This window comes from Paenibacillus wynnii (assembly GCF_030812855.1).
Lineage (GTDB): Bacteria > Bacillota > Bacilli > Paenibacillales > Paenibacillaceae > Paenibacillus_AQ > Paenibacillus_AQ wynnii_A.
On the sequence record NZ_JAUSTK010000007.1, the window covers coordinates 113,128 to 139,320 of the forward strand.

The following is a 26,193-nucleotide window of genomic DNA, read 5'->3' on the forward strand; positions in this document are numbered from 1 at the left end:
TGGTGAATAGCCATCTTGAGTGTGATTGTGAAGATGATTAAAATGACTAGATGACGGGTCGCCTAAACGGTGATCTCCCCGTGAGTAGCCTCATCCCACCCTCCCCCTCTGAGGCAAGTTTCCACGTCCCTTGCGCGGTTAAGGCCAAAAATTTCGCCTCACTTGTGATACGGTTCACCGTATCACTCTAACGACGAAAAATTCAGGTCAACGAAATAATGGGGCCCCTGAATTCATGGAAGGAAACCGTGATAGATGAGCTGTGAACACCGATTCCCCGTTGACTATATGAAGTATGCTTTTTCCTCCCTTAGAACCCCTTTGCGCTGCAGATCAAGCACAATGGCTAACAGACGGTCCGTTTTGTTCATGCCTGCTTGCATCCCCTCACAGTAGATTAAATCCTACTATACCATTATAAAAACATTAGGTAGCTTTCGCTCAGGATCTGGGATTGATATTAGAACATGCGGGTCAAAAGCGGATGTTGGACTCTTTAATATGAATTTTCTGATTGGTGAAATGAAAAACCAGGTATATCAAGAGAAGTATGGTAACGGCAAAGAGATTACAGCATTGTATTTCGGAACACGGGAAGACAACATCCTGGTTTGGAAAAAAGGAACGGATTTGCCGTCGGCAAGCGATCAGGTCGAAGCAGAGTTTGATGTGAACCGTTAGGAGATTGAGGATATAGAAAGTTCTGAATATGAGGCTTATTAAAGACAACTAGTTAAGACAACAGCGAGCCGGTATCGGCTTGCTGTTGTCTTATATTCATGCTAACTGACATTTTATTGAGCTATCGTATCCCGTCGTATTATGAGGTTAGCCAGTTTTTACTGGTTGACCTCTTTTTATTAAGTAGGTGTAATAAACTGTAGCCGGGGTCGAACGTTCGTGTCCCTGGGAACACATCCCGTCGCTAAAACTGTTCGCCCCCTACTTGTAGAAACCATGTTTTGGCTGGTTGAGACCTAGATCTCTTATCACGTGCGATGCTGTGGAACTGCAAGCAGATGTCATAGGGGTTACTACCGGCAACCATATCATCAGAGAGGGTGAGAATAGGATGAATCCAGTCATTGGTCTAGATATTTCAAAAGGTCAAAGTGAAGGTCAAGCATTCTTAAATAAAAGGCAACCTTGCGGTTCAAGCCCAAGTACTAAATTAGTAGAACCGTGAATTATAAAATCCGTATTTTGAACTGCCATCATCATGGCGCCTTCTGCTGTAGGAATTGAATTGAAAATGGCCACATCATCCCTAGCAAAATTTGCCAGAACGCCTCAAAGTTATGGACCGGATCATTGGTGAATTTATCGATTTTGACCTTCGACAGCTCATCTATTTTAGTAAAGTGTTTGACATATCCGATGTCGTCTGTTAGCGCGCCATTCTGAAAATGACCCAACGACATCGCGGGGTTGCCATGAATTTTATCGATGTATAGGTGCCGTCTTTGTCCATTCGACCGTATGCGAAAGGAAGCAAGCTATCCTTCGTATAATTGTTAAGAACGACATCCTTATTATCCGTTTCGATAATATAGTCGTAGGCTTCCGATTTCCATAGTCCACGCTTGGAAGCCTCTATGCTCGGACGGGCTCCCTTATTGATTTGCAAAAGAATAAATACTGCTGCAATTCCCAGAACAACTAACGCCGCTACAGAAATTCCTATTTTTCTCTTATGATTCTCTCCTTTTCGATCCATTGACTAAGGACGCTGAACGGCGACACTCTATCATGAACTGCTAGAGGGAAAAGAAACCCCAATTGTACATATAAATGACGAAGATCGCTGTGGCCGCCGCATAAGCAAATTGAGGTCCGGTTACGTTCCGTTTAAGCGCGAAACTTATCCCCAATCGGGCAAGCAAGACCAACAGCAGGAGGACCGGCAAATAGAGAAGCAGATAGGACCATGATGGTATTTCATTGACCAACAGATTCGCGATCGAAACGACAAACAGAAAATACACGATAAAGAGCATGGACACGATGGTGCTCAGCCAATCGAATGCGCCCCTCCTTCTTCGGATCAGACCGATCAGCCATCTCAAAGCCGAAACGACAATTTGCAGAGGATAGATCAATGCCAAGCCAAGTAAGACGGCAAGATGGAAGTAAGGGTAATAGAGTGCCGATTGGTGCTCATATGCCATCGTCGGGATGGAGCTGGAGGTAAAGGTGCCGTTCTTCACATCCAGATAAAGCAGATCTTGGGCATTTTCTTTTCGAAAAAGATAGGGCTCCGATTCCACATAACGATCGTTTTGGAAGGTGACGATGCCGTCTTCCACCGCCTTCAATTTGGAGGCGGATAAATTTTGCCCGAAGTTGATCGGCCCCTTGAGTTGCGCGCGGTTGGGGATGTAGTACCCTTCCATTTTGCGCAGTTCGTTTACAGGAGTCGGGTTCGCGACAGGCGCAGAAGTCTGTTTCATGGGATAAAACCGATCCAGATACGCACCTATAAATTGTTCCGTCAGCTTGCCTCCCCCGCCGGAATTAGTAGAGATGAAAATGCCCGTTTTTTCCGTCGGGATCAGATACAGGTACGAAACAAATCCGTCGATGCCTCCGTCATGTTCGATCAGCCGCAGACCGTTCTGATAACGTTCGAAGAAACCGTAAGCCATGCCCGGCATTTTCCGGTTAACAGTGAATTGCGTGCGATGCATCAGGTCGGCCGTTTGTTCGGAGAAAAGGCGGGTGTCGTCATATCGTCCTTGCTGCAGGTGGGTGATCATGAAGCGGGTCATGTCTTCGGCGGTCGAGTTGAAAGCGCCGGCAGGCGCATGATGGATATATGAGTAAGGCAGAAGTCGATAATTATCCTTGGCATATGAATAATTTTTGGCCAGATAGGGATCGGACTCCTGCAGCCGGAAGCTGGAGTGATTCATATGAAGCGGTTTGAAAATGCTGTCTTCCACCGTTTTCTCATATGGCTGATTGGTGACCTTTTCGACCAAATAACCGGCCAACGACGACCCTTGGTTGCTGTAAGCGATCTGTTCGCCGGGTTTGCGGACAAGATCGGGCAGACCGTTCTTTATCGCTTCGGCCAGCGGCAACTGCTTCTCCCGATCCCCGCCGACCCCGAAAATCGATTCGTAAAAACCTGCCGTATGCGTCAGCAAATGATGCGCCGTTATCGGCTTGCCATCGATGTAAGAAAGCTTGAGGTCCGGGATATATCGCTTGATATCTTCGTGAAGATCCAGGCGACCCGCTTCATATTGCTGCATGACGGCCGTAGCAGTAATCAGCTTGGAGATCGATCCGAGGCGGAAGACGGTTTTGTAAGGATCGGCGGGGACCTGTCGATCGAGATCCGCATAGCCGTACCCTTTGATAAATGTAGTCCGGCCGTCTCTAACAATGGAAACGACCGCGCCGGGCACATGATGCTCCTGCATGCTGCGCTTCATAAAAACGTCGGTGAAAGTCTCCAATTCATGCTTTTCCGGAACGGACGCGAAAGCGGAAACGGGAAATAACGTACAGATCAACACGATCCATAAGGACCGTCGGACCCATTGAAACCGATTGTTTAACAACAGAAGCCCTCCCTAAAAGATGATATTTATGATTTCTTCGATTAACGGAAGCGATTCGGAAAACGGTACGATCCGGATCGACTGCGAGGCCGGAATTTCTGTTTGTCCGACAATCTGAGACGGGGATGATGGAGATTGCGCAAAGACGGTTCCCCCCATGATGAATGTGAGCAGCATTACGCAGTCAGAATCATTTTACTCATTACGTTTAAGCGAATGACTTGCTAAGTTTTCATCCTCCTTAGTTCGCTTAAAGCTAATTGTAGAAGAAGAAAGATTGAAAGAAACCCGAGAGGGAACGGTTTTTCCATAATTTTACCCCGACTGAAGTCGGGGGATTGCAAGCATTATGGCTTCAAAATCTCGATCGCTCTCTCCAGAACAGGGTCTTACCCGCTATCGATATCCTCTTGTCATTTGACCTCAAAATGCACGCAGGAGCCCTATAACGAAACTTTCATTGTGAGTTTGTCCTGTTCCTGATCCATACCATCGAGCTTTCCAAGTACCCTGCGAGATCACCCCAAAACAACTAGCCGTCACTTAGAATACGGTTCACCGCACCCTCGCAAGGCGAAATTTACTGGTGGATGCAACGAGCCTTTTTAGCTTCAGAGCCTCCTCTGGACATTTGCCCCCATATCCTCGGACTTTATGTACAACGTAGCCGGTAGAATCAAAGGAACGTACAGCAAAAGGAGAATGAACAAGTAATGAAGGCCTGCAATTCCGAAGCCAATAAATAACAACCGCAAGATAGGATACAGAATCAGCGTTAACGGTACGGCTGCGATCAAAGACAAGATCATGCATGCTGTCATAAACCGGCGCATCAACATAAATCCCAACAAGCTGAATGAGCTAACCATCAACGGAATTGCAACCAAATAATGACTTCCCGGCATGCTGAACATGGTCCAGACGGCCAGTACCGCCATGATAAGCATAGCTCCAATGATGATATCTATGACGGACAACCCCTGGATCAGTTTCTTTAATCGAGTGAAGACATTTAACTTACGCAGAATCCAGTAGATCAGAATACAAAGGATGATAACTATCGTCGAAGCAATAAGAAACACCGAAGAAAACCCTTTGAATTCATAGATGGAGTAAACCAAGGAAAATAAGTTTCCGTAAAGGAACAGCAGTAGGATGGCAGCTAGCGCAAAAATTACCCATCGGCTGCTCCTACGAAGCACGATATCCCCTTTCCTCCATCCATACAGAATAGCCGTAGTAACGAGAAGCAATGCGATGACTGTTAGAAGAGCGTTCCATGATTCAGGGAAAACTACAAGATGGTAACCAAATACGTTAAAGAAAACATGATTTTCCTCATCCCCCAAAGTCGTCAAATCCATGGAACCGAGCGCCTTCATCATCGATAACGCATTTTGTCCGCTGTGTTGAACCGTTGGCAAATAGATGTGCTCCAGATCGTCTTCCTTGCTATGGTAAACTTTGGCCCCCTCCACATATGCGAAATTCACCCCGTATACGCCTGCTTTCTTGAACGGGGAAAGATCCGAATCATTAGGCAAATAGCGGTATATATCATTCATGAAAGAAAATGCGTATGGATTGGCCACATGGTCGTTAAATAGTTGAATGGCACGACCGTTCGGTCCGCTTGTCTGAAAGAGGATGACGGGCCCTTTGTAACCGCGGGCTTCCAGATTCATGACGAAACCGATCTGTTCGGGGGGATGCTTCTTTAGGTAATCCTTTGCGCCATAGAGCCCCAATTCCTCCCCGTCCGTGAACAGGAACACTATCGTATTCCTCATAGGCTTCTCTTGTTTCAATATTCGCATCATTTCCAGCATCACGGAGACATTCGCCCCGTCGTCATTCGCTCCCGGTCCCTCAGGCACAGAGTCATAGTGCGACATCACAATCACCGGTTTACCCGGTTGCGTACCTTCCAATGTGGCAACAATATTGTGAATTGGCAATTCCTTCTTGTCATAAATGACTGTGGATCGTTCAATAGCGACCGGGATGTCCATCTCCCTAATGGTATCAGAGATGTATCCCTTTGCCTGGTCATGGTAAGCCGAGCCTGCTGGTCTTGGTTGCTGTGCAATTCTCTTCAGATGATCATACACTCGTTCTGCAGAAAACTTCTCTGAGGTATCCTCTTTCGATACGACTTCGACGGACGTTGTGGCCCGCATATTAGCCAATATGAGTGAAATAATGACCACTACATAGAGAATGACAGCAACCTTTTGATAACAATAATTCGTCGTATGCTTTTGAATATCCCCATCCCCCTAGTTTTTAGAATCCTGGTCTTAGTCTTACTCAAGAGGCAAATTTCAATTAAAAATCGTTATTGATTTCCAAAAAGACCTGCTCCATACAATAGAATTTGATTAAAATTTTTCTAAAAGCAAGTCTATATCAGAGTTACTTTATATACACTTACATCCTTTAAATTGCAAATCTATTCTACAACTATTCCACACCTTCCTTTATCCTTGAATGTATAGGAAGTTTACTTATGTTCCAAAAGCGCCTCTGGATAGGGTTGAGAAATTCCATTGAGCAAGGAAGACGGCTTATTCTGTAAAAATTGGTCAAAGAACGCGACTGTATAGGCATTAATGATTTGGTGCTCGTGCTTCGGACTTATTCCTTCCATCCATTGCAGAAGTGGTGAATACATATAAAAGTCAGAATAACTGAAGTGTTGGGTATGTCGAATCGTTAATTGGTATCCACCATCGGCGAGCGAGTTTTGTTTTCGTGCCACAAAATCCTTGGTTATGCTGTTGAAGCCCTCTAATGTCAATCCGAATTTATCCAACATCTCCTGCGGGGGCTGTTTCTCCGTTTCTGTTGCAGCGGGTAATTCAGAGTTCATAAGCATAAATGGCTTTTTAAATCCCGATTCGGGAATAGGCTCGCCGAAGAACGTGCCGTCCATATTGATTCCCGCTTTTACACGCGGGTCAAGCAGCAACATTTGGGCTGCAGCGGCGCCGCCAATGGAATGACCCATGATTCCGATTCGATCCAGATCGAACCTCCCTTTGAACCGTCCCGTAGAGTCATCCCGATTCAAGCTTTCGATTTGATCGAGCACAAACTGAATATCTTTCACCATGATCTCACTTGTCATTTTGTCCGATGCCGATAAGTCCATTAAATTCATCTTGCGAAATCCAGTCGTATGCCCATCGGGAAATACAGTAGCAACGGTGTGGTACGGATGCTCCATACCCACCACAATGTACCCATGACTAGCAAGCTCTTCCACTTGAAACATATTTTGAAATCGCGTTCCTCCTAAACCAGGCGAAAATAAGACAATCGGGTATTTAGTGGCTGCTTCCGATAGCTTCGATTGCACCGTGGAATGCGTTTTTACCAGATGCAAATAGTCGAATAGAAAAGCCGGTATTCCAAATTGTTTGCTAATTTCTTGGCTGAACTGCGGGAGATACGGTACGTAACTATTCTTCTCCCCTTGTTCCCCCTCAGGTGACGGATACCAAACCTGCACCATCAATTCTCGATGATCCTTCGGATTGTCGGAATAGGCTTCTCCCCGCTTCGGATCAATCCAATGATAAGATACCGTGCCTACCGCATAGGATCCAGTCAGGGATTCAAAAGAAAATACTGGCATAAATACCGGCAGCATGCCTGCGATCAACGCATAAATTACAGCTAACAGCCCCAACAAGGTCTTTTTCCATCCACTTCTTTGGTATTTCCTTTCCTTTGCATTTTGGGCTTTCGCTCTACCTTTAACTGCAATTCCCCATAAAAAAAGTGTCAATAGATAGGTTGTTACCATCTGCCAACGATATCCTTCCACCAGAGGCTGCAACAAAGTAAGTAACGTAGAGAAGGCTAAGCTTACAACCATGTACCGTTTTGTAAGCCAATCGGGTTTAAAGACAATCCACAAGAGCAAGCCTACATTCGTCAAATAAGCCAATAATTCCAGTATTCGCATAGACATTCCCCTTTGTTTGGTTCATTTCCTCATAATTATCATAACTTACCACTCTTTCTCTCACCTTTCATTTACCTTAAATTAACCTTACACAGCAGGATTATCTAAACCAGAATGGAATCTTATTAATACGAAATCCGTAGGGGGAGGCAGGCTACTTGTGTCCAAAACTATATTAATTGTTGACGATGAACCGGAAATTGTTGAATTGTTGAGAATTTTTCTGGAGCGGGAACAGATTGAGATCATCGAGGCCTTTAACGGGGCTGAAGCTTGGCAGCAAATGGAGAAAAACACAATTGACCTAGCGGTTATTGACATAATGATGCCGCAACTTGACGGTTATCAGCTGCTTAAAAAGATACGTGAGAAATATAAGCTGCCTGTTATTATTTTATCCGCCAAAAATCAAGATTCTGACAAAATTTTGGGGCTTGGGCTCGGCGCAGACGATTTCGTCGCCAAGCCGTTTAATCCATTAGAGGTCGTTGCACGTATTCAGGCTCAGCTGCGGCGATCCTATGAATTTACTCCCCCTATTACCTCAGATCCAAAATCGAATCAACAAACCAGCTTGGGCGACTTGGTTCTCGATCACCATTCCTGCGAACTGCAGAAGCGGGGAATATCCATAGCTTTAAGCTCGACAGAATACTTGCTGTTAAAGTTATTTATGGAAGCACCTGGTCGAATTTTCACCAAAAAACAAATTTTCGAGAATGTTTGGTCGCAGCCTTATATGAACGATGATAATACGATAATGGTGCATATCAGCAGATTGCGAGAAAAAATCGAGGATGATCCAAGGCAGCCCGTCTACTTACAGACAATCCGCGGGTTGGGGTATAAATTTGCAAAGAGAGTCGCTTCAATATGAAGAAAAACAAAATATTTACTTCCTTGATCAAAAATTATATGTTATTTTCGATTACCTTGGGGATTATGCTATGCTTCATTTTCCCTATTTTTAATAGTCAGATCCAATCCCGACTGGCAGAACCTACGATCTTGAAAGTAAAAGCAAATGAGATTGTCCGTAAGGACTATACACAAATCCCATTCGAAGTTATCGAAGCATTTGGAGGATGGATCGAGATTCTCGATGAAAATCTGTTCGTCGTTTACACCAAAGGAAACCCTGCCGGTCATCGTACTTCATATACCCAAGCTGAGCTCATTTCTCTCTTTAATGAACATTCAGGTGCAACCGAATACGTTTCTATGGCTCCCTTCCAAACGGATGAAGGACGGATATACCGCTGTCTTGTTCATATCCCGCAAGGTTATATCACAAACGAAATCGAATTTCATAAAACGCCCGCCGCCTTAATGCGGACCTTTATTATGCTGGTTATTTCGACTGTTGCTCTTTTTCTGGGATTATTCGGCCTTAATGTCTACATATACAGTCGATGGACCGCCCTCAAAATTACAAACCCACTAGAGGCCATTGCAAGCGGCATGCAAAACATGGCGAACGGTCGTTTTCGGACAAGACTTGCGTTCAAGGCCGATTATGAGTTGGCGCAAATTCAGGATACTTTCAACAATATGGCGGAACAGTTAGAACAATATGAAGCAGAGAAACGAATGCTGGAAGAAAGCAAACAGCGTATGCTCGTTGAGATTTCGCATGATCTCAAAACACCAATTACAACCATTCAGGGCTATGCCAAAGCTTTACAGCTGGGAATTGTCGACGATGAAGGACAAAGACAGAAATACTTGGACTATATTTTAAACAAATCGAACCTCCTTACCGCATTGATCGACGATATATTTGAATTGGCCAAACTGGACAGTCCGGACTACATCCTTGAAACCGAGCTCGCAGATGTTGCTGAATTTGTCAGAGAAATCGCCACCCAATTCTATGATCAATTCGAGGAAAAACAACTCTTCCTTCAAGTCCAAATTCCGTCAAGTGAAATCCGAATCCGTTTTAATGCGAAAATGCTGTACCGCGCTTTTTCCAATTTATTGGCCAACGCGCTTAAGTATTGCCCTGCACGAAGCGAAGTCCTGATTCAATTGTTAGAAACGGAGTCGAATATTCAACTAAATGTTATCGATAACGGACCCGGTATTCCCGATACTATGAATGAGATCATATTTGATCCATTTACACGGGGCGATCAGGCCCGAACAAGCGACGGCGGCACAGGATTGGGCTTAGCCATTGCCAAACATGTGATGGAGAAACACAATGGCGAGCTGCAGCTCGATACAAGGGATGGCCAAACCGCGTTCCGCATGATTTTTCAAAAGATTAATGGACTAGGAGAACACATAACATGATAAAATATTCCAACAAGCAGAAAAAGACCATATAGCTTCGTAAACAAAAACCCCATAGCTATCAAAGCCGTATAAGAACGTTTCTAAGGAGAACGTATAAGAAATTCGCCTTACTTATGGTACGGTTCACCCCGCTGTCTGTAACGGCAAGTTTTGTATAAGGACCAACCCGATAAAAGGCTGGCCTTTAGGATTGCTAATCTATTCTAATGCCTCGATACAAAGCTCGATTCTCACTTCAATTCCGACGACAGTTCCACCCGTTTTCAGAGCGGCAAGTTAAATGTCAAACCAAGTTTGTTGTATTCAATCCTAGCTGGTGAATGAAATCCTGCACGTTAATAAATCTTGTTCAGCAGCCCAATCACTTCATCAAGGGTGAGGCCAAAGGATTTGTAGTAGGCTGTGTCGCTCTCCATTTGCTTCAGGACCGTCTCATTGCGTATCCGCAGCATCTCATCGGGCGAGAATTCGGCTACAAAACATCCTTTACCTGTTACCGTATTGATCAAACCGCTCCGCTCAAGTTCCTCCCAAGCTTTCTTAACGGTGATGACACTAACATGCAGTTCCAGGGCGGCCTGCCGGATGGGCGGTAGACAATAGCCGCTTTCCAGCTCGCCCTTCAGGATTTGTGCGCTAATCTGTTCGTACAGCTGCTGATAAATCGGTTTCTCGGATGTGTTTGAAATCGTTACAATCATAATATCTCCACTTTCATGAATCTCTTTACGGCAATCCGATAGGCAATTAAGGTGAATGCTATAAAAATTACGATACCTGCGATCAGAATGGATAGCTGCAGTGCAGTATTATCCGTCCCTGAGCCATAAAAAATGTCGTTTACCCAAGGACTTTGGATTCCGGCCCATTGGGCCACTCCGGCAAAAAGGATAGCGGCTGTAGTAGATGCGGTGGTTGCCGCTCCATACTTATATGCCGTCTTGTAATACATGGATATAAATATGATGTTGAAGATCGCCAGCATGATGAAACATAATCCCCAAAAACCCATATGCGGTGGATAGAAGATGTAAGTCAGATGAGGGTACAAGCGAAACGTAAATATGCTGAAGATCATGGCAGCGAGAAGATGAATAAGTTCAAGAATGACAACAACGGTTATCCTGGACTTCACGATGTCTGTTTTGGTCACGGGCATCATCGTACTAAACATCAAATCATTCTGGCTTTTAAATCCGCCAAACATATTCGGTATCGTTATGAAGCAGAAATATAGCGGTACGATAAAGTAGACCCAACCGGGAATAAGCATTAAGCCCCCCATAATTAAGGGTAATACGAAGAACCAGGGGTTTACGCCTAATTTTAAATCCTTCATGACCAAATTATACATATACATCCTCCTTTTTCGCGAAGTAGATCATGATTTCATCTAGGCTTGGCGTGGTTGCCCTCAGGCTGGAAGATGGATCGATGTCTTTGGCATGAATCAGTCCGGTAAAGCCGAAAGAGTTGATTTTATAAGAAATCAAATGTTCCCTCACTTCGTTTAATTGGGCTTCGCTGCCGCTGAGTAAACGGTAGGACTCCTTTAATTCGTTTTTCTCGGAGCTGGCAATGATTTGACCGTGTTCAATGAAGGTTATATAGTCCGCACATCTTTCTAAGTCGGAGGTAATATGAGTAGAGAAAAGAATGCTAATCTCGCCGCCAATGATGAGCTCCTGAAAGATATCGAGCAGATCGTCTCTTGAGACAGGATCGAGTCCGCTGGTCGGTTCATCCAGGATGAGCAGCTTTGCGCCATGCGATAAAGCAAGGGCCAAGCTGTACTTTACCTTCATTCCTCTAGACAGCTCCGCTATTTTTTTGTTCTCATCCAGCTTGAATCTCTTAAGATAATTGTAGTAAGTTTCATCATTCCAATTCTTATAGAACTTCTTTGTAATATCGGTCAGCGTCTTGATCTTGCTGCGTGTATAGAAGTCGATATCACCGAATGCGCATCCGATTTCCTGCTTCAATTCAATTTCGTGATCAGCGATGTTCTTGCCAAGAATGTATATCTCGCCGCTATCGACTTGAACCATGTTCAAGATCGATTTTATCGTGGTCGTTTTTCCGGCGCCATTGGCCCCGATGAACCCCATAATGTAGCCCTTCTCCAATTGAAAAGATACATCTTTGATCTGAAAGTGCGGATATTTTTTATTTAAATTTCTAATATCTAGTGCCAGCATACCATACCTCCCCAATAAATTGTGTATTCCGTGTATACACAATGTATCACAAGGCTTCGACAAAAGTCAATTGGTACAACAACGCAGTACAGCATAAGAGCTGACTTATGAGGCATTAACCGATGCTTCCTTCCGCTTCCACCGGAAGAAAGGCTTGCCTTTCGACCAATGGATGAACGGCTGCTCTATGACATAATAAGGGACAGCCGCCGCCGAATACGAAATTACGACGACGGATACTGATGCCGAGCCAGCGCCACACATCCCTGATACCCGAATAGTGATAATCCTTGATGCCGTACTTTTGGATTAACGTAATGAACAAATAGTGCGAAATATACAGGCCAAACGAAATCTTCGCTCTAAACCGAAAAAAACGGTTATCAAGTAAGCGCCCTAATATTACGCTGAACGGTGCCGACAGCAGGATGACTCCGAATAAAATGGCATAAGTCGGGAAGTAGTATGGCTGCTGCTATAGTCCACGTGATGCAAATACAGGCTCCTACGAGTTTTCCTTCAAAAAACTTGCCCCTACTTGTGATACGGTTCACCGCGCTGTCTGTAACGGCAAGTTTTAGGGCCATCCTTTGTGGGATGGCCCTTTCTTTGAAATATTCAACCAACCCAAGATAACCCAATCTCGCTTGGTGAAGAAACCTTTCAATCTTCTCTTGATCCTGGCATTCCCTGATCTTGTAACGAACCGAATTCATATCGAATCTCTCCTTTTACTCATAAGATATTCATTCCACTCCAATTGTCTTAACTCCGTTAGTCTTCTAGAGTGCGGCAACGACAAGATTCCATTTTATGATTGGAGCTTCTATTTGGAGGTGTGAACGATGATGAAAGTAATTCGTAATGATAAGAGACCGATCTGGCAGCAATTGCTTGATCAAGCAATTTATAATATTACTAGCGGAGTCTGGGCGCCAGGAGAATTACTGATTCCTACTCGCGAACTTGCTCACATCGTAGGTGTCTCCCGCTCAACTATACAGATCGTCTACGAGGAATTGCTAAGTCGAGGTTATACGGTTACCTCTCGCCGAGGAGGAACGCGAGTTACGGCCTTATGTAGCAATTGTTGCCGGCGGGGCTCCAACATAACGCCCCCTACTGCGCACTGGTGTGAAGGGGTGGCAAAGACCCGTTTGGATTGCGGGTGAATATGCTCAACCACTAGACCATACTCATCAACGGGAACGGGTACCACATTCATACGGCAATATTCCATCGCCATCCAAGCAGCTGGGAAACCTGGATCTTCTACTGAGACAGTGTCCCCATCAGCTAAAAGTGACTGTGCGATTAAGTCAATACTATGCTGAGCTCCTGAGGTCAACAGAATCTAAAGATCGTTTAAAGATTTACTGAATTTTCAGAGGAACTCAAATACAAGGGGTAATAATCATCCAGCCCCCCCTAGATTACCCGTAACTTCATATTGCCGTTCGCCAGCAAAGACGCAGCTGGTGCTTGAAACGTAATGGTTGGATACTTGGCAGTAAACAACTGAATATTTAAAAATCAATGCAAAAAGCACTACCTTGAGGCAGTGCTTTTTGCATTATTAAGTGAAGAGATGTCCAATTTAGGGGAAGGTTAATACTCCACATCGATCCAATCAGGTCGTATGTTACATCGCCTTTTCAGCCAAATCGCTAACTAAATTTCTCATCCACTTGCGTGAGTAAATCCGGGCGTATCCGAAGCCAAAGCGGACAACCTCCTCCAGGGAGATTACGAGATACACAAGGTAGACAGGCTGCTTCCAGATGTATGACAGCAGCAGCCCGGATGGGACACCTATCAGCCACGTTGCGGTCGATTCCATGCTGAACACGAACTTACTGTCTCCCCCACTGTTTAGAATTCCGCCAGCTATAATCATATTGGATACTTTGACCCAAAGAAATCCAGCAAACACGATAACGATATACATGCTCATTTGTTTAGCATCCTCGGAGATATTGAACGCAGAGACATACAGCTTCGAGCCTGCCGCAATGATAACCCCGACAATCAAAGAGATAATGATGCCAAGGCGAATGAACTTTTTCGCGTGATCGAGTGCGATATCAGTTTCGTTCGCACCCAAACGGTTGCCAACCATTACCCCTGCTGCACTAGCCAGACCCGATAATAAGCCGATGCAAAGACCCTGCAGTGGGAAGGTAATGGTCATCGAGGTCATTTCCGTCGTCCCCATACGGCTATAAATGATCGCATATGCCGTCTCGCCCAATACCCAGATCAATTCAGTCAGTAGCAGCGGATAGGTCGTTCCAAAAAACTTGCGAATGAGCGGTTTAGGAACGATGAACAAGTTCTTTAACCCGACAGCTCCTGGTAAACGATATCGGTACACGGCACCAATGATCAACAAGCATTCGAAGACCCTAGAAATAAGGGTAGCAATGGCCGCGCCCTTCAGACCAAGCGCAGGAGCGCCGAAATGGCCGTAAATAAGCACGTAATTCAGTATAATATTCAAACCAACTGCAATTAAACTTACATACATCGGCCATTTGGCATGGCCAGTACTGCGCAAAATCGCGGAATACATCATCGTGAGCATGACAGGCACAAAGCCAATCGACATTATCTGAAGGAAAATGTACCCATCATCTATTACATTCACGTCTGTAGTGAACAGGCTCAAAAAGAGCGGGGAATCGATGAAGACAGCCGCAGAGAACAGGAACGAGAACGCGAAGCCGACGATCAGTCCGAGACCCAGCACTTGGGAGACGCTTTTGGAATCTTTGTTCCCCCAAAACTGGGCAGCATAAATGGATACACCCGTCGATAAACCGGCCAAGACAACCGCGATGATCCCGTATATTTTGGTGGACATCCCCACCGAGGCAATTGCCACATCTCCAAGCTGCCCGATCATCAATTGATCCGTCAAATTGAGCAACGCCATCAGCAAGCTTTGAAGCGTAACGGGCACAGCGATTTTATACACACTTTTGTAGAAATCTTCTTTTTCTGACATGTATCGTTCACAACCCCCATATTCTCGATTTTTCTAGAACCCATAGCCATTCGCAGTCTATGACTTAGTGTGAGGTCATATCACCTTTTTGTAGCGCATGAGCGTGTAATTATCTTTTGGCTGAATTTCTACAACCTTGAACTTTTTCGCAAAGCTCAATTGCTGATACCCCTCTCCATCCACTAAAGTAATGTTCGTGGAGCCGCCTATGATGATCGGGAGCTGCATCAGAATAATTTCATCGACGATATCCTGATTGAAAATATGCCAGTTCAAAAATCCGCCGCCTTCGACTATCAGGCTGGTAATCCCGTAGTTTTCCTCCAACTGACGTTCAAGCTCCACAAAATCGACTTTATCCTCTCCGCAGATGAGGCACTCCTTCCCTCTTTCCCGGATCTGCTTGATCTTACCTTCATCCCGTCCTTTCTCGGTCGTGACAATAATCGTCTTACCCTGATCCGAAAGCACATTGCAGTCCAGCGGAATATCCAAGGTGGTCGTCGGTATGATACGGATTGGATTTTTGTTCTCCTCATACCGATTAGTAAGGAATGGATTGTCGGTCAGGATTGTATTTTTACCAACCATAATACCCTGCACTTTCCCCCGGAATAGATGGATGAATTCCATATCCTCACTGGAAAACAAAGAAAAAAGCTCTTTACTCGAATTACCGGCTCCCATAGTGAGCTTTCCGTCAATCGAAATTTGGCTGAATATCGTTGTTTTCATTTCTCTTCTCCCCTTATCTTATCAGCTTTTAAATGCGCCCCAAGATGCTTGGATGGTCTGTTCCATTTTTTTCAAGGCTTGTTCGGGATTGCTCAAGGGCAACTCGATCAGACCCGCATTTAGCGCCTCCCATACATGGATCATGAGGGGGTAAGTCGGCATCGGCCGTGTGTGGTCCAAAAGCGACAAAATCATTCTTTTGTTAGGCGCAGCAGAGGCAGCCAGGCGGCTTAGCACCTTCTCCTGAGCCGGAATTCGCTGCACGCCCAGCGTCCACATGGTTTGGCATTCGTCACTCAGCATAAAACGCGTGAATGACAAGATATCTTCCCGCTCCTCCGTGGTTAATGAAAGATTCGGGTAGATCAGGCCGATGGAAGAAGACATGGATAGCGATTGCTGGCCTTCTATGACCGGAAGCTGGCAAACCGCAAGCCTATTGTTCATATGCTTGTCCAGATGGTTATAAATCCACTCGCCACAAATAATAGCGCCGATCTTACCGTCAATGAACTGCTCTAGCAGTCCTGTGGAACCGTCGAGACTGACGAGCACGCCTTGATCCATCTTATCGCGGATGAACTCAAGCGCCTGCTTCATTTCAGGGCTGACGATATTCGACTTTCCATTCTGTACAGGCCAACCGCCGAAAGCTGTAAGGAACGACATAAACCAATAGCCCTGCTGTAAATCCGCCCCAATGGGTACGATACCTTGAGCGGACAGCCTCTCTGCTGCCTCTTCAAACACGTCCCATGTCGTCGGTGCACTGGCGTAAATCTCCGGATTGTAATATACAACCAGATGATTGCCTCGCAAGACCGGGATACCATACTGAACACCATCCATTTGCATCGTTGAAAGGACCTCTTCAGTCAGCACATCTTCAAACAACCCGCCCGGAACTTCGGAGTAAAGACCATTCTCGACATAGGAGGACATATCGGCAGGAACCATCGCCAGATGCGGACCTTGATGGGTATCTTTAATTTCGTTCAAGCGCGCAGTCAGTTCCGATATGTTCATCACTTGTGGCGTAATTTGTACGTTGAAGCGCTCCGTATACAGCTTGCAAATTCCCTCCAGCACTTCAATCGAGGTATCTCCCGGACCGTCAAACTCATGCCATAGCACGATTTCCTTGTTGTTCTTTTCCATCGCAGCCTCTCTCCCTTAACTAAATTGTCTATGATTGTTTACGAGCACTAGAGCCTGATTAGGCGCAAGCAGCAAGCAGTCGAACGCCTGACCTACGCTGCTACCCGTTAAGGAACTATCCAGTGTTACGGTCATTGGGCATCGGCCAGGTACGGCTGCCTTCAAATCGATTTGGCAGAAAGCATCAGCACTCAAGTTAAAGCAGCACAGCATCGTCTTATCCCCTTTCATATACCCGTATAGAACAGTACCTTCCGGGGATTGAGCCACGAAAAAGTTTTCCGGCTTCACTAGGTGGCGCCAATCTTTCTTGAATTCACTTAGCTCCGCCAGCAGCGGCAGCATCGGTGCAGGATTGGTCCAATTAATTTGCATGACGTTAAAAAAAGCTCGGGAAACCTCCTCTCCGTTCGTGTTGTCTCCAAGACCGCAGTTGAGGGGCTGCTCTTCATTCATTTCATAGCCCGTCGTCACGTATGGAATTGCGTTCGGAAGAAATTGATTGAATACCGCGATCATACGGGCCAACTCAACACCGCCACGGCTCATGATCCGGGGAGTATCGCCCGTTTCTGCACAGGCAAACACATGAATATCCAACTCAGGCAGCTCCTCTAAGAATGAAACTAGATTCTCCTTAGTAATCTGCGTCATGACGTTCCATCCGCTGCCAAGCATAATGTTATAGCCGGCGCTCGCTGCCTTCTTGTGGTTGCGGTTGAACAAGTCTTCGCTGATCAAGATCGCATTCGGATTCATCTCTTTAATCGTGTCAAAAATACGAGTCAACAATGGAATAGGAAGCACATGTCCGATGTCGATGCGGAAGCCATCAATCCCGTACCTTTCGAGATTGAACCGTACTGCCTGCTCCAGAACGTCCCACAACTCCAAATTCGGCTCTTTTCCTGGGTAGTCATTGCATTTAATCGTATCAAAAAGGACATATGGCGCCTGATCCGGGCTTATGAGATGTCTCACCTGCGGAGAGAAATCTTTATAGAGGCGCAAGAACGTAATGTCTGTCCAAATCGGTTGCACATCATTAATCCAATCCGAATGCGCTGGAGCAGTCGTTATCCCCATCTCTTGCTCCACCAAAGTTAATAGTTCTCCCCCCGTTTTAGCAGCCTTCTCCTTCAACTGCTGCCAAAGGATCGGATGAATTTCATTGGGAGGCGGTGAAAACTTCCGCAGAAACGCTGCAGTCTCCTGACTGCTGTAAACCTTCTCCAATTTGTCAGGCGTACACTCCTCAAAAAATCCAAGCTCGGGAATCGAGGGCGGTGCAAATCCTTCCAGTTCCTCAATTTTGATCCAATACACCCAATCAGGGTGTTCGGTAATGAGCGCACTGTTTTTCGCCGTTACGCGAGGAATGAAATCGACAACAGTCTTAATATCAAGCAAATGACAAGCTTCTACCAAAGCGCTGAGCTCATCGTGGATCGTGAACTCCTCCATGCCGTCCAACAGGCTATCGTGCAAGTTCTGGTCCAAGTGGAATAACGATTGCACCGCGTAAGGTGATCCGATATCCCCCTTCAGATTCAACTTGCTGTACTGGTTAACTGGAAGCATGTACAGAATATTGATGCCCATTTTTTTTAGCAGGGGCAGAAGAATAAAGAATCTCAAAAAAGTACCCGATTCAATTTTTCCGTCATGGTTGTAATCCCAGGCCGTTGAATAGCGAATAAGCGAGGAATAGATCGCGCTGTCGTCCAGATTCGTGCGTTCCTTGAGCAGATACCTCCACGAAAGCCTGTCCACATACTTCAAATGATCCGTCAAAAAATCATACGGATGTACACAAATTTCACCCTCTTTTTCTAAGAGAACATGCTCATATTGGCACTCGTTCCACACAGCAGGTATCCAAATTGGCTCTACGTCTTCATCTTTGTGTGTAGACAAGTACTCTTGAACAAGTCTAAATTTACTGTCTTTGCTCATTAGCAGACGCCACCTCTCGTTGATTGTAGTTCTCGTTTAGGGAACAAAAACCGTCTTTACGGTTTCACTCCCAACCACCTTCAAAGAGTTCAATTCATAGCCGATCAACTCGTTTATCGCTACTTCGTACTGATTGAGCTTAACTTTTCTGGTCACGAGTTTCTCGAGTTCAGATGTTTCAGCGGCAAACCGTAAAGCCTCCTCGAACATGTAGCGGTATTCGCCTGCTGCAATAATTTTGATTGCATGCTGTACGAATTTGGTAGGAGAAAAGGTGTACCGATATTTCGCATTAATACCAAAAGGAACGATGCGACCTCCACGCTCAATCCATTTCTCCGCCATTTCGAGCTGAGTGCCCACCGTGTCGATAATCAGATCAAACTTATTTCCCGAGCAGATCTCGTCTACGGTAGCTTGATTTAATTGAGATGGTGTCAGAGCAAAATCTGAAATTTCTCTGGCAAAAGCCAACCGATAAGGATTAATTTCCGTCGCAACGGTAAGCGCCGACTTGGATTTGCTCACAATTTGACATAACAATCCCATCGGACCCGATCCAAGAATGAGCACCTTATCCTCTGCTGAAACGTTAGCCTCTTTGAAATTATGCAGTACACAGGCAAGCGGCTCGATCAAAACCCCCGTCTCCCAGCTCATATGGTCGGGAAGACGGTGCGCAAACGTTTGCGCGGTAGAGTAAAAAAAAGTGAATGTCCCATTTCGATTCAAACCCGCAATAGGCATCCCATTTCCATCGGTGCCCGTACAGAGGTGCGGCTGTCTCTTCAAGCAAAAATAGCATTCATCGCAGCTTTGATTCGGATCGATAACTACGCGGTCGCCTACCTTAACACGGTCAACGTTGCTGCCGATTTCGATTACGGTCCCTACAGCCTCATGACCGCGAATGACCCCTGGAACCCCCTCCTCTTTCCCAGTTATGACTGCTAAATCTGTTCCACATACACCTGTCATCTCAATCCGGATCTTGACTTCATCCGGTGCTGCAATCTGCGGCTCTTCCCATTCGCAGAGCTCCAGCTTATGATTTGATGTCCACACCAGCGCTTCCATACGCATTCCCCTTTCATTTTCTGCGTTATCCATATTCGCCCATAATATATCATAACTACCATGTAAAAGTAAGGTGATTGTTGTCGAAAAATGTTAATACTCACATTTTTTATAAACACTTTGTAAGTAAGCGCTTTAAATTATACAAATTTCATACTCGCACTACCTTTACTAGGTCATTTAATTGGTTAGACAACGATATTCCCATTCGCTTTTATAGAGAATACAATGCGTAAAAGCCCCATCGAAGTAAATCGATCAATAGGGCTCTTAATGATTATTTTGTTATTTTAATTTTTTATTCTCGTCAATTGGTAATAATCAAACGTATCCATTCCCAAAATCCTCGGTTATCAGGTTTCCCCTTAGATCAACTGTACCGTTTTTAATCATTCTTTCATGCCGAGTATCGCTAGAAAAAGGGTTAGCTAGTTGATATCGGGACTTAATTTTGCTTTTTAATACAATTTTGTCCATTTTCGACACAACCTCCTTTTAAAAGTTATCGACACTCAGAACTTCACTTTTTTGGGTTTTCATATTCATAAATAAAATTGGTTACCTTTTTGAAAGCTTCTTGAGTACTATTATAACCAGTTGAGTTCCACTTTGAAACATTTGTTGTTTTTTGTGTTGCTCTACTGTATTGCTTACCTTCAATCTTCCACTTACCCTTGATTGCATCTACTTGTATATATTTTATTGTCTTTTCCTCTTCAAGGGCCCAAACATACGTTCCACCACTTGTGTCCTCAGTGTATTTCCAATCAAGGTTTTTGTCAATCTTACTCAAATCATTGAGCAGAGCTAGAACGGTATCATACCTGTCTTTTGGATTGACTGCCAAAGCCTTTTTTATAACATTTTGTATGGATCTCGGAATATGAGGTAAGTATTTATTGCGGTCAGGAAAAACTCCAGCAAGAACATCACTTGATTTGGCTGTGCTTAATTGAGTAGCGAATTCCGCAGAGATTTTTGATCCTCAATTGAGACAGTTAGCACGACCTTGGATCTGTTTCATTGCAGTCTGAACAAGCTTGAAATTGACTGAACTTCGGTTACTATCGCCAAGCTTAGAAGTTGTTTCAGTAAGTGAGTGGCGTAGCTCACTCTGCTGATCTCTCAATTTATTTAACCTCTGCATCAAGTCATCCTGAGCGAAATGGCCTTGCTCGAACATCTCAAAGCAGCGTTCCTGGCGCTTATTTATAGAGGCTAAGACATATTGGTCTGGCGGCGGAGTTCTATACTCATTTCACTTCACCGATTCGCCGGTATACGGATTTGGTGATCCACCGTGTGATTCGAGAGGTGAATGAAATCGGCGAGGCACTCAGTGAAGCTCCGGAAGCGCAGGCCAGAGTGCGCCTCCGGGAAGGGCAAGGGTGGCACTGGAAGCAACCGCCGCCTTCGTGAGAAAGAAGAACTAGCAGCCCGCTGGTCCCCGTCAGGAATGTAACTTGTTAGCCGACATATAAGCGGTAATCCGAGCGATCCTACCCGCACGCGGAAGCTGCTTATGCATAAATCTCAAATCCATAAGCTGCTCGGCTTGTCCAAGCAAGAAGGCTATTCGATTGTACCGCTGAAGATTTAATCCGCAATGGTTATGCGAAGCTGCTGATCTGGCTAGGTAAAGGGAAGAAGCAGTATGACAAGTGTTTAGCGGCCGCAAAGCGCGATGCTCAGCGTGACATTCAGCGTTTGCTGCGGGAGAAGCAGAAGGTGGCAAGGTAGTTAATCGTTATTTGTGAAGATAGATGGGAACTTATATAGTGAGCACGAATACAGAGACCTCAAATTTTCGACAATGGGAATGAATTAATCGTTGGAAATTTGAGTTTTTTTACATAACGCTGAGGGATATTACATATAAATAACACTCACTTAATACTTGTCTTCTATATTAAGTGGGACAAAGAGATAGGAGTGGTGAAATGAAAGGTTTAAGAAGACGGGTTTATCCGGTTGTGCTAACGTTTGCACTATGTATCCAAGTTGATTTGCAGGCGTGGTTCCGCTAACCTCTTATGCTGCTGAGGCAGTGGAAGATGGAGCGTTGGTTACATCGCTTACGTCAGTTACAGAGCAGACCGATCAAGGACTCGCAGAGACAGAACAGGTAGAATCTGTGACGGATGTGGTGTACACCATTGGATGGACAGGGAACCTCAGTAAGGTAACAGGCACTCAATTAGTCCATGTGCCGACACGCAGTATTTATGCAGAGATTTGGATTGATCAAATGACGGGAAAAGAAGGTCAAGTCGCAAGTATCCGAAGTCCGTACGTTAGAAAGTTAGCTGAACACAAAAAGAGGTTATCCAAAGCCATTTCCATTGGCTAAGAGATAACCTCTTTCTTTTGAATACGGATATTACTTACTCCCCCTGCGAACCATACAGTAAATCCGTACCGTGTACAATTTCAAGCGGAGGGGAGGCAGGATCGACAGGACTGTCATGCTCAATATCATCGGCATCCGGTACATCCTCCAAAGGGAGGTCCACGTCATCCTGTTCGTCCATTTCCATATCTATATCTGCAAAATCTATTGTGCTGTCGGTCAACCCTGCATTTCCAGCGGCTAGAATAGCATCAGACTCCAGTAGTTAATCCCTCGTTAACCCGGTCTCCCGGTCTCCCGATCTCCATTAGGTTGCTCATAGCTTTCAGACTCTTCTTTAAGGATTGCATGATTCCTGGCTTCTTTTTGATCTTTGTCACGCAAAGCCTCTGGGAAGCTGTCTTCCTGAAATAGGCCAAATTCGTCATCGATATCTCGCTCGGTAATCAAAGAGTCTTCCTCGTGTAGTTGTGCTTTGTTCATTTTAGTATCACTCATGTTGTTTCCTCCTAATTACGTAAGGATCAGTTCCTGTATATATCTCCTTTACCCTTCTACACGCCGCCGGATCCGCGTAAAGGCTAAATTCTCTAATCCTTAATATATTCAGTTAAGATTTATAATAACCATGAGGTTTGAAAAATCGACTTTTTTCCTGGAAATTTGAGTATCGGTGTCGATATCGTCATTCTTAAACAATGCAACAACCAGAATAACGGATAGCGCAATAATTGCGGTTATGATAACAGTCTCCGTTATGCCGACAGCCGTAATGCTCCGGCCGACACTACTACCGGAGTCTTCTCCAATTAACACCTCTTATTATTAGTTAGTCATACTCAATTTGATAGTTTTTAAATATTATTTTCATTCCTAAAATTCAATAATTTTACAATCCTTATTTACTATAACATAAAATTATATGTTTTAGAGTTAGACTATGGACCATGCTCAAGTGAATACTCAAAGTAAAAATTTAGCCGTCACTTATGGTACGGTTCACCGCGCTGTCTGTAACGGCAAGTTTTTGAAAACACCTCCACTGACGCGCAGCGCGAAAAACACTTCAAACGGTACGAGAGATTGACGTTATAAACGAAAGCCCGGTGAACAGGTCCAGCGAATTCCAGGTCAATTCCACTTGCCTCCGCACTCTTCGCCTCCTGAGATGCTCTGAATCGGCAACTGGCTACTATTCGAGTACTGCACTTATTTATTTGCCTTCAAATTATGATTTAAATAACTCACCGTAAAGGAAATGAACTCAGAAAACTCGTCAACGAAATCAAGAGATTTATAATCAATCTCCAACTGCTCCATGGCCTCTTTTTGGATCGGTGTTGGAGATGTATACGGAAATAGTCCAATTAAATAGTGCGTTTGCATCTGAAAAAATTTATCGATCATTTTATCATCCCATTCAGGGAAAACGTATTTAATTACATGATTTAAATCAACCGTTTCAATGGAAAATTGTTTTTTAAAGCTAACAAGCTTCTCCAGAGTCACATTCCTCTCAATCATTGTAAAAAGCATCGAAATTAACTTCAGGAACCGTTGATGTCGATACGCTACCTCTGCCCATCTTTGTGAAAAAGCCTGGATTTCATGGGTCATTTCAATAGTAAAGTTTTTTTTGAGGTCACTAATCCAATCCTTGAATTCATCCAGAACGACAAGAAGAAAAATCTCTTCTTTTGAAGAAATATACTTATATAAATTGCCACGCGTAAACGTGGTTTCTTTTGCGATTTTAGCTAAATCAATTTCATGAAATTGCTCTGTATCAAAGAGCTTAATAGCTGCATTTTTAATTTGCTCCACTCTGATCTTTCGCTGTGTATCATTTCGTACCCGATCAAATTCCATTAGTTTAGTCTCCCTTCCAAAAAAATTATAGCATAAAAATCTTGCGTAACCATAAAGAATACACTATAATAGCCCTTAAGTAACGTGACGTAACGTCAATAACGGGTGTTTGTTTGAGAAGAAACGAGGAGGAATGCGCATTGAAAACGCAAGGTGTTGTTTTAGTCACTGGTGCATCGGCAGGAATAGGTAAAGCTACCGTAAAGTTGCTTTTACAGGAAGGGTTCATTGTATATGGGGCAGCCAGACGTGTGGAGCAGATGCGGGACATTGAATCCAAAGGCGCACATATTATGAAAATGGACGTCACAGATGAAACATCCATGAAAAATGGCGTTAATCGCATCATACAGGAACAGGGTAGAATCGACATTTTGTTCAATAATGCGGGATACGGTTCCTACGGTGCAGTCGAAGATGTGCCGATGGAAGAAGCACGGCGCCAATTCGAAGTTAACCTTTTTGGATTAAGCCGTTTGACACAATTGGTGCTCCCTCAGATGAGAAAACAAAAATCAGGAAAAATCATCAATACTTCATCTGCCGGCGGGAAAATCTACACTCCGCTCGGCGCATGGTACCACGCTGCAAAACACGCCCTGGAAGGATTCTCCGATTGCCTTCGTCTGGAAGTCAAACCCTTCGGTATCGATGTGGTCATTATCCAGCCGGGAGCAACGGAAAGTGAATGGTTAGGGGTTGCGTTTGAGCATGTGGAGAAGACCTCAGGGAATACAGCCTACAGTAAAATGGCCGCCGCCTTTATAAAAACATTTGAGAATCCAAGTAGTAAATTTTCCCCTGATGTTATTGCCCGATTGGTTTTAAAAGCGATTCAATCCAAAAAACCGAAAACAAGATATGTGGCGGCCAATGCCAAACTAGCTTTGTTCATGCGGAAAATCTTGTCCGATAGAATGTTTGACCGTTTGGTTTATCGAATGTTTAAAATAAGATAAGTTAGCCCGCTCCGTCTGTAACGGGAAAGCTTTAAGGTTGAGGTTTAAAAAAAGAGGCGAGCCTGTCTCCTTCAAGATAGCACAAATAAACCCGCAGAAGCCCGTTTACGCATCATTCCGACCGGAGTTTTCTTTCAAAAAACTTGCCCCTACTTATGGTACGGTTCACCGTATCACTCTAACGGCGAAATGTAAGGGCACCCACTTGGATGCCCTTCGTAGATTTGATATTTATCTCCCACAATTCGTTGGTGTGTGATGCGGGCTTAAGTCATTTACTGCGCAGTCCAACCCCCGTCAACCATTAGAGTGGTACCCGTTACCATATCACTTGCTGGTGAAGCAAGATAGATGACAGCGCCTGCGACATCACTAATCTCAGCTAAACGTCGATTGGGTACTCTCGCCAGTACCCCTTCTAAATAAGCGGGATCATCCAGACGATCTGAATTTCCTGGCGTGTATGTAAAGGTTGGCCCGACTGCGTTCACATTCACACCCTTAGCAGACCATTCCAATGCCAGAACTTTCGTCAACTGATTAACCCCGCCCTTGGAGGCGCAATATACAGCGTGATCTACGATGCCAACGACACTAGCCTGTGAGCTCATATTTATGATCTTGCCATATCCCTGAGCAAGCATAATCTTCCCTGCCGACTGACAACAGAAAAACAAACCTTTGAGATTAACATCCATCATGTTGTCCCAATCTTCTTCTGTAACATCAACTGCTGGATGATTGTCGCCCAGTCCGGCATTGTTAACTAAAATATCCAATCTTCCAAAGTGCATTTTTACCTGATGTATTACTAGATCGATCTCCTTAACATCCCGAACATCCAGTGTAAAAGCTACAGCGTCGCCTCCGTTAGCCCGGATTTCCGATACTAATTGATCCAGTTCTTCCCCGTTCCTTGCTGCAACAGCAACCTTCGCGCCAGCGTGAGCCATTGCTTTTGCAAGCCCAAACCCGATCCCTCTACTAGCTCCTGTTATCACGGCAATCTTGTCAGTCAAATCAAATTGCGGGTACATC

Annotated in this window: 24 protein-coding genes and 5 pseudogenes; 8 read left to right on the forward strand and 21 right to left on the reverse strand. The window is 44.7% G+C overall.

The annotated features are described in order from the left end of the window. Nucleotides 1–501: 501 nt before the first annotated feature. Entirely contained in the window at nt 502–681 is a 180-nt protein-coding gene (locus J2T20_RS09545) for a hypothetical protein (protein ID WP_307587768.1), read from the forward strand. A 462-nt stretch (nt 682–1,143) separates the two neighbouring features. Here the strand turns inward: J2T20_RS09545 and J2T20_RS09550 are convergent. The 5 genes and pseudogenes from J2T20_RS09550 to J2T20_RS09570 all read right to left on the reverse strand — a co-directional run. Continuing rightward, nucleotides 1,144–1,275, reverse strand: a pseudogene (locus tag J2T20_RS09550) (dipicolinate synthase subunit A); the annotation flags it as partial. A gap of 112 nt (nt 1,276–1,387) precedes the next feature. Beyond that, the gene (locus J2T20_RS09555; RefSeq protein ID WP_307587769.1) at nt 1,388–1,717 is read right to left on the reverse strand and encodes a hypothetical protein; all 330 of its coding nucleotides are present in this window, start codon (nt 1,715–1,717) and stop codon (nt 1,388–1,390) included. A 40-nt stretch (nt 1,718–1,757) separates the two neighbouring features. Then, complete coding sequence (locus tag J2T20_RS09560) at nt 1,758–3,569, reverse strand: serine hydrolase domain-containing protein (protein ID WP_307587770.1); 1,812 nt, start codon at nt 3,567–3,569, stop codon at nt 1,758–1,760. A 611-nt stretch (nt 3,570–4,180) separates the two neighbouring features. Continuing rightward, nucleotides 4,181–5,749 (reverse strand): M20/M25/M40 family metallo-hydrolase, encoded by a 1,569-nt coding sequence (locus J2T20_RS09565; RefSeq protein WP_307587771.1) that lies wholly within the window; start codon nt 5,747–5,749, stop codon nt 4,181–4,183. Between the two features lie 323 nt (nt 5,750–6,072). After that, nucleotides 6,073–7,542 (reverse strand): alpha/beta hydrolase family protein, encoded by a 1,470-nt coding sequence (locus J2T20_RS09570; protein WP_307587773.1) that lies wholly within the window; start codon nt 7,540–7,542, stop codon nt 6,073–6,075. Between the two features lie 160 nt (nt 7,543–7,702). Between J2T20_RS09570 and J2T20_RS09575 the strand changes: the two genes are divergently transcribed. After that, nucleotides 7,703–8,419 (forward strand): response regulator transcription factor, encoded by a 717-nt coding sequence (locus J2T20_RS09575; protein WP_307587775.1) that lies wholly within the window; start codon nt 7,703–7,705, stop codon nt 8,417–8,419. Then, nucleotides 8,416–9,840 carry a sensor histidine kinase gene (locus tag J2T20_RS09580; protein ID WP_307587776.1) on the forward strand — a complete coding sequence of 475 codons (1,425 nt, stop codon included), beginning with the start codon at nt 8,416–8,418 and terminating at the stop codon, nt 9,838–9,840. Before J2T20_RS09575 ends, J2T20_RS09580 begins: the two co-directional genes overlap by 4 nt. 338 nt (nt 9,841–10,178) lie before the next feature. On the opposite strand, the gene J2T20_RS09585 is transcribed toward J2T20_RS09580, so the two are convergent. The 5 genes from J2T20_RS09585 to J2T20_RS09605 all read right to left on the reverse strand — a co-directional run bounded on the left by J2T20_RS09585 (nt 10,179) and on the right by J2T20_RS09605 (nt 12,760). After that, a complete protein-coding gene (locus J2T20_RS09585) occupies nt 10,179–10,544 on the reverse strand; it encodes a GntR family transcriptional regulator (protein ID WP_307587778.1) in 366 nt (121 codons plus the stop codon). After that, entirely contained in the window at nt 10,541–11,197 is a 657-nt protein-coding gene (locus tag J2T20_RS09590) for an ABC-2 transporter permease (protein WP_307587780.1), read from the reverse strand. The genes J2T20_RS09585 and J2T20_RS09590 overlap by 4 nt, the downstream gene beginning before the upstream one ends. Then, the gene (locus J2T20_RS09595; RefSeq protein WP_307587782.1) at nt 11,190–12,044 is read right to left on the reverse strand and encodes an ABC transporter ATP-binding protein; all 855 of its coding nucleotides are present in this window, start codon (nt 12,042–12,044) and stop codon (nt 11,190–11,192) included. Before J2T20_RS09595 ends, J2T20_RS09590 begins: the two co-directional genes overlap by 8 nt. Nucleotides 12,045–12,159: 115 nt before the next feature. Beyond that, on the reverse strand, nt 12,160–12,369 hold the full coding sequence (locus tag J2T20_RS09600) for a hypothetical protein (RefSeq protein WP_307587784.1): 210 nt from the start codon (nt 12,367–12,369) through the stop codon (nt 12,160–12,162). A 58-nt stretch (nt 12,370–12,427) separates the two neighbouring features. Next, nucleotides 12,428–12,760: a hypothetical protein gene (locus J2T20_RS09605; protein ID WP_307587786.1), complete on the reverse strand. Its 333-nt coding sequence runs from the start codon at nt 12,758–12,760 to the stop codon at nt 12,428–12,430. A 129-nt stretch (nt 12,761–12,889) separates the two neighbouring features. On the opposite strand from J2T20_RS09605, the pseudogene J2T20_RS09610 reads away from it, so the two are divergent. Further along, nucleotides 12,890–13,117: pseudogene (locus J2T20_RS09610) on the forward strand (GntR family transcriptional regulator); the annotation flags it as partial. Here J2T20_RS09610 and J2T20_RS09615 read toward each other — a convergent pair. The 7 genes and pseudogenes from J2T20_RS09615 to J2T20_RS09645 form a co-directional block, all read right to left on the reverse strand. Continuing rightward, a pseudogene (locus J2T20_RS09615) lies at nt 13,117–13,398 on the reverse strand (PLP-dependent aminotransferase family protein); the annotation flags it as partial. The pseudogenes J2T20_RS09610 and J2T20_RS09615 overlap by 1 nt on opposite strands. A gap of 288 nt (nt 13,399–13,686) precedes the next feature. Continuing rightward, nucleotides 13,687–15,051, reverse strand: a complete 1,365-nt coding sequence (locus tag J2T20_RS09620; RefSeq protein WP_307587788.1) for an MATE family efflux transporter — start codon at nt 15,049–15,051, stop codon at nt 13,687–13,689. Between the two features lie 75 nt (nt 15,052–15,126). Next, the gene (locus J2T20_RS09625; protein WP_307587790.1) at nt 15,127–15,786 is read right to left on the reverse strand and encodes a RibD family protein; all 660 of its coding nucleotides are present in this window, start codon (nt 15,784–15,786) and stop codon (nt 15,127–15,129) included. A 21-nt stretch (nt 15,787–15,807) separates the two neighbouring features. Then, complete coding sequence (locus J2T20_RS09630) at nt 15,808–16,944, reverse strand: sugar ABC transporter substrate-binding protein (RefSeq protein WP_307587792.1); 1,137 nt, start codon at nt 16,942–16,944, stop codon at nt 15,808–15,810. A 15-nt stretch (nt 16,945–16,959) separates the two neighbouring features. Further along, complete coding sequence (locus tag J2T20_RS09635; RefSeq protein WP_307587794.1) at nt 16,960–18,900, reverse strand: alpha-amylase; 1,941 nt, start codon at nt 18,898–18,900, stop codon at nt 16,960–16,962. 36 nt (nt 18,901–18,936) lie between these two features. Beyond that, nucleotides 18,937–19,977 carry a zinc-dependent alcohol dehydrogenase gene (locus J2T20_RS09640; protein WP_307587795.1) on the reverse strand — a complete coding sequence of 347 codons (1,041 nt, stop codon included), beginning with the start codon at nt 19,975–19,977 and terminating at the stop codon, nt 18,937–18,939. A gap of 520 nt (nt 19,978–20,497) precedes the next feature. Next, a complete protein-coding gene (locus J2T20_RS09645; RefSeq protein WP_307587796.1) occupies nt 20,498–20,824 on the reverse strand; it encodes a hypothetical protein in 327 nt (108 codons plus the stop codon). A 377-nt stretch (nt 20,825–21,201) separates the two neighbouring features. Here J2T20_RS09645 and J2T20_RS09650 point away from each other — a divergent pair. The 3 genes and pseudogenes from J2T20_RS09650 to J2T20_RS09660 form a co-directional block, all read left to right on the forward strand. Further along, nucleotides 21,202–21,351: pseudogene (locus tag J2T20_RS09650) on the forward strand (RNB domain-containing ribonuclease); the annotation flags it as partial. 112 nt (nt 21,352–21,463) lie between these two features. Then, nucleotides 21,464–21,717 (forward strand): annotated as a pseudogene (locus J2T20_RS09655) (SsrA-binding protein); the annotation flags it as partial. A 274-nt stretch (nt 21,718–21,991) separates the two neighbouring features. After that, the gene (locus J2T20_RS09660) at nt 21,992–22,327 is read left to right on the forward strand and encodes a hypothetical protein (RefSeq protein WP_307587797.1); all 336 of its coding nucleotides are present in this window, start codon (nt 21,992–21,994) and stop codon (nt 22,325–22,327) included. 34 nt (nt 22,328–22,361) lie between these two features. On the opposite strand, the gene J2T20_RS09665 is transcribed toward J2T20_RS09660, so the two are convergent. The 3 genes from J2T20_RS09665 to J2T20_RS09675 form a co-directional block, all read right to left on the reverse strand. Beyond that, complete coding sequence (locus J2T20_RS09665) at nt 22,362–22,550, reverse strand: hypothetical protein (RefSeq protein ID WP_307587799.1); 189 nt, start codon at nt 22,548–22,550, stop codon at nt 22,362–22,364. Between the two features lie 53 nt (nt 22,551–22,603). Then, on the reverse strand, nt 22,604–22,825 hold the full coding sequence (locus tag J2T20_RS09670; protein ID WP_307587801.1) for a hypothetical protein: 222 nt from the start codon (nt 22,823–22,825) through the stop codon (nt 22,604–22,606). Between the two features lie 711 nt (nt 22,826–23,536). Next, on the reverse strand, nt 23,537–24,196 hold the full coding sequence (locus J2T20_RS09675) for a TetR/AcrR family transcriptional regulator (RefSeq protein ID WP_307587803.1): 660 nt from the start codon (nt 24,194–24,196) through the stop codon (nt 23,537–23,539). Between the two features lie 140 nt (nt 24,197–24,336). On the opposite strand from J2T20_RS09675, the gene J2T20_RS09680 reads away from it, so the two are divergent. Continuing rightward, a complete protein-coding gene (locus J2T20_RS09680; RefSeq protein ID WP_307587805.1) occupies nt 24,337–25,155 on the forward strand; it encodes an oxidoreductase in 819 nt (272 codons plus the stop codon). 275 nt (nt 25,156–25,430) lie between these two features. On the opposite strand, the gene J2T20_RS09685 is transcribed toward J2T20_RS09680, so the two are convergent. Next, complete coding sequence (locus tag J2T20_RS09685) at nt 25,431–26,192, reverse strand: SDR family NAD(P)-dependent oxidoreductase (protein ID WP_307587807.1); 762 nt, start codon at nt 26,190–26,192, stop codon at nt 25,431–25,433. Between the last annotated feature and the right edge of the window lies 1 nt (nt 26,193).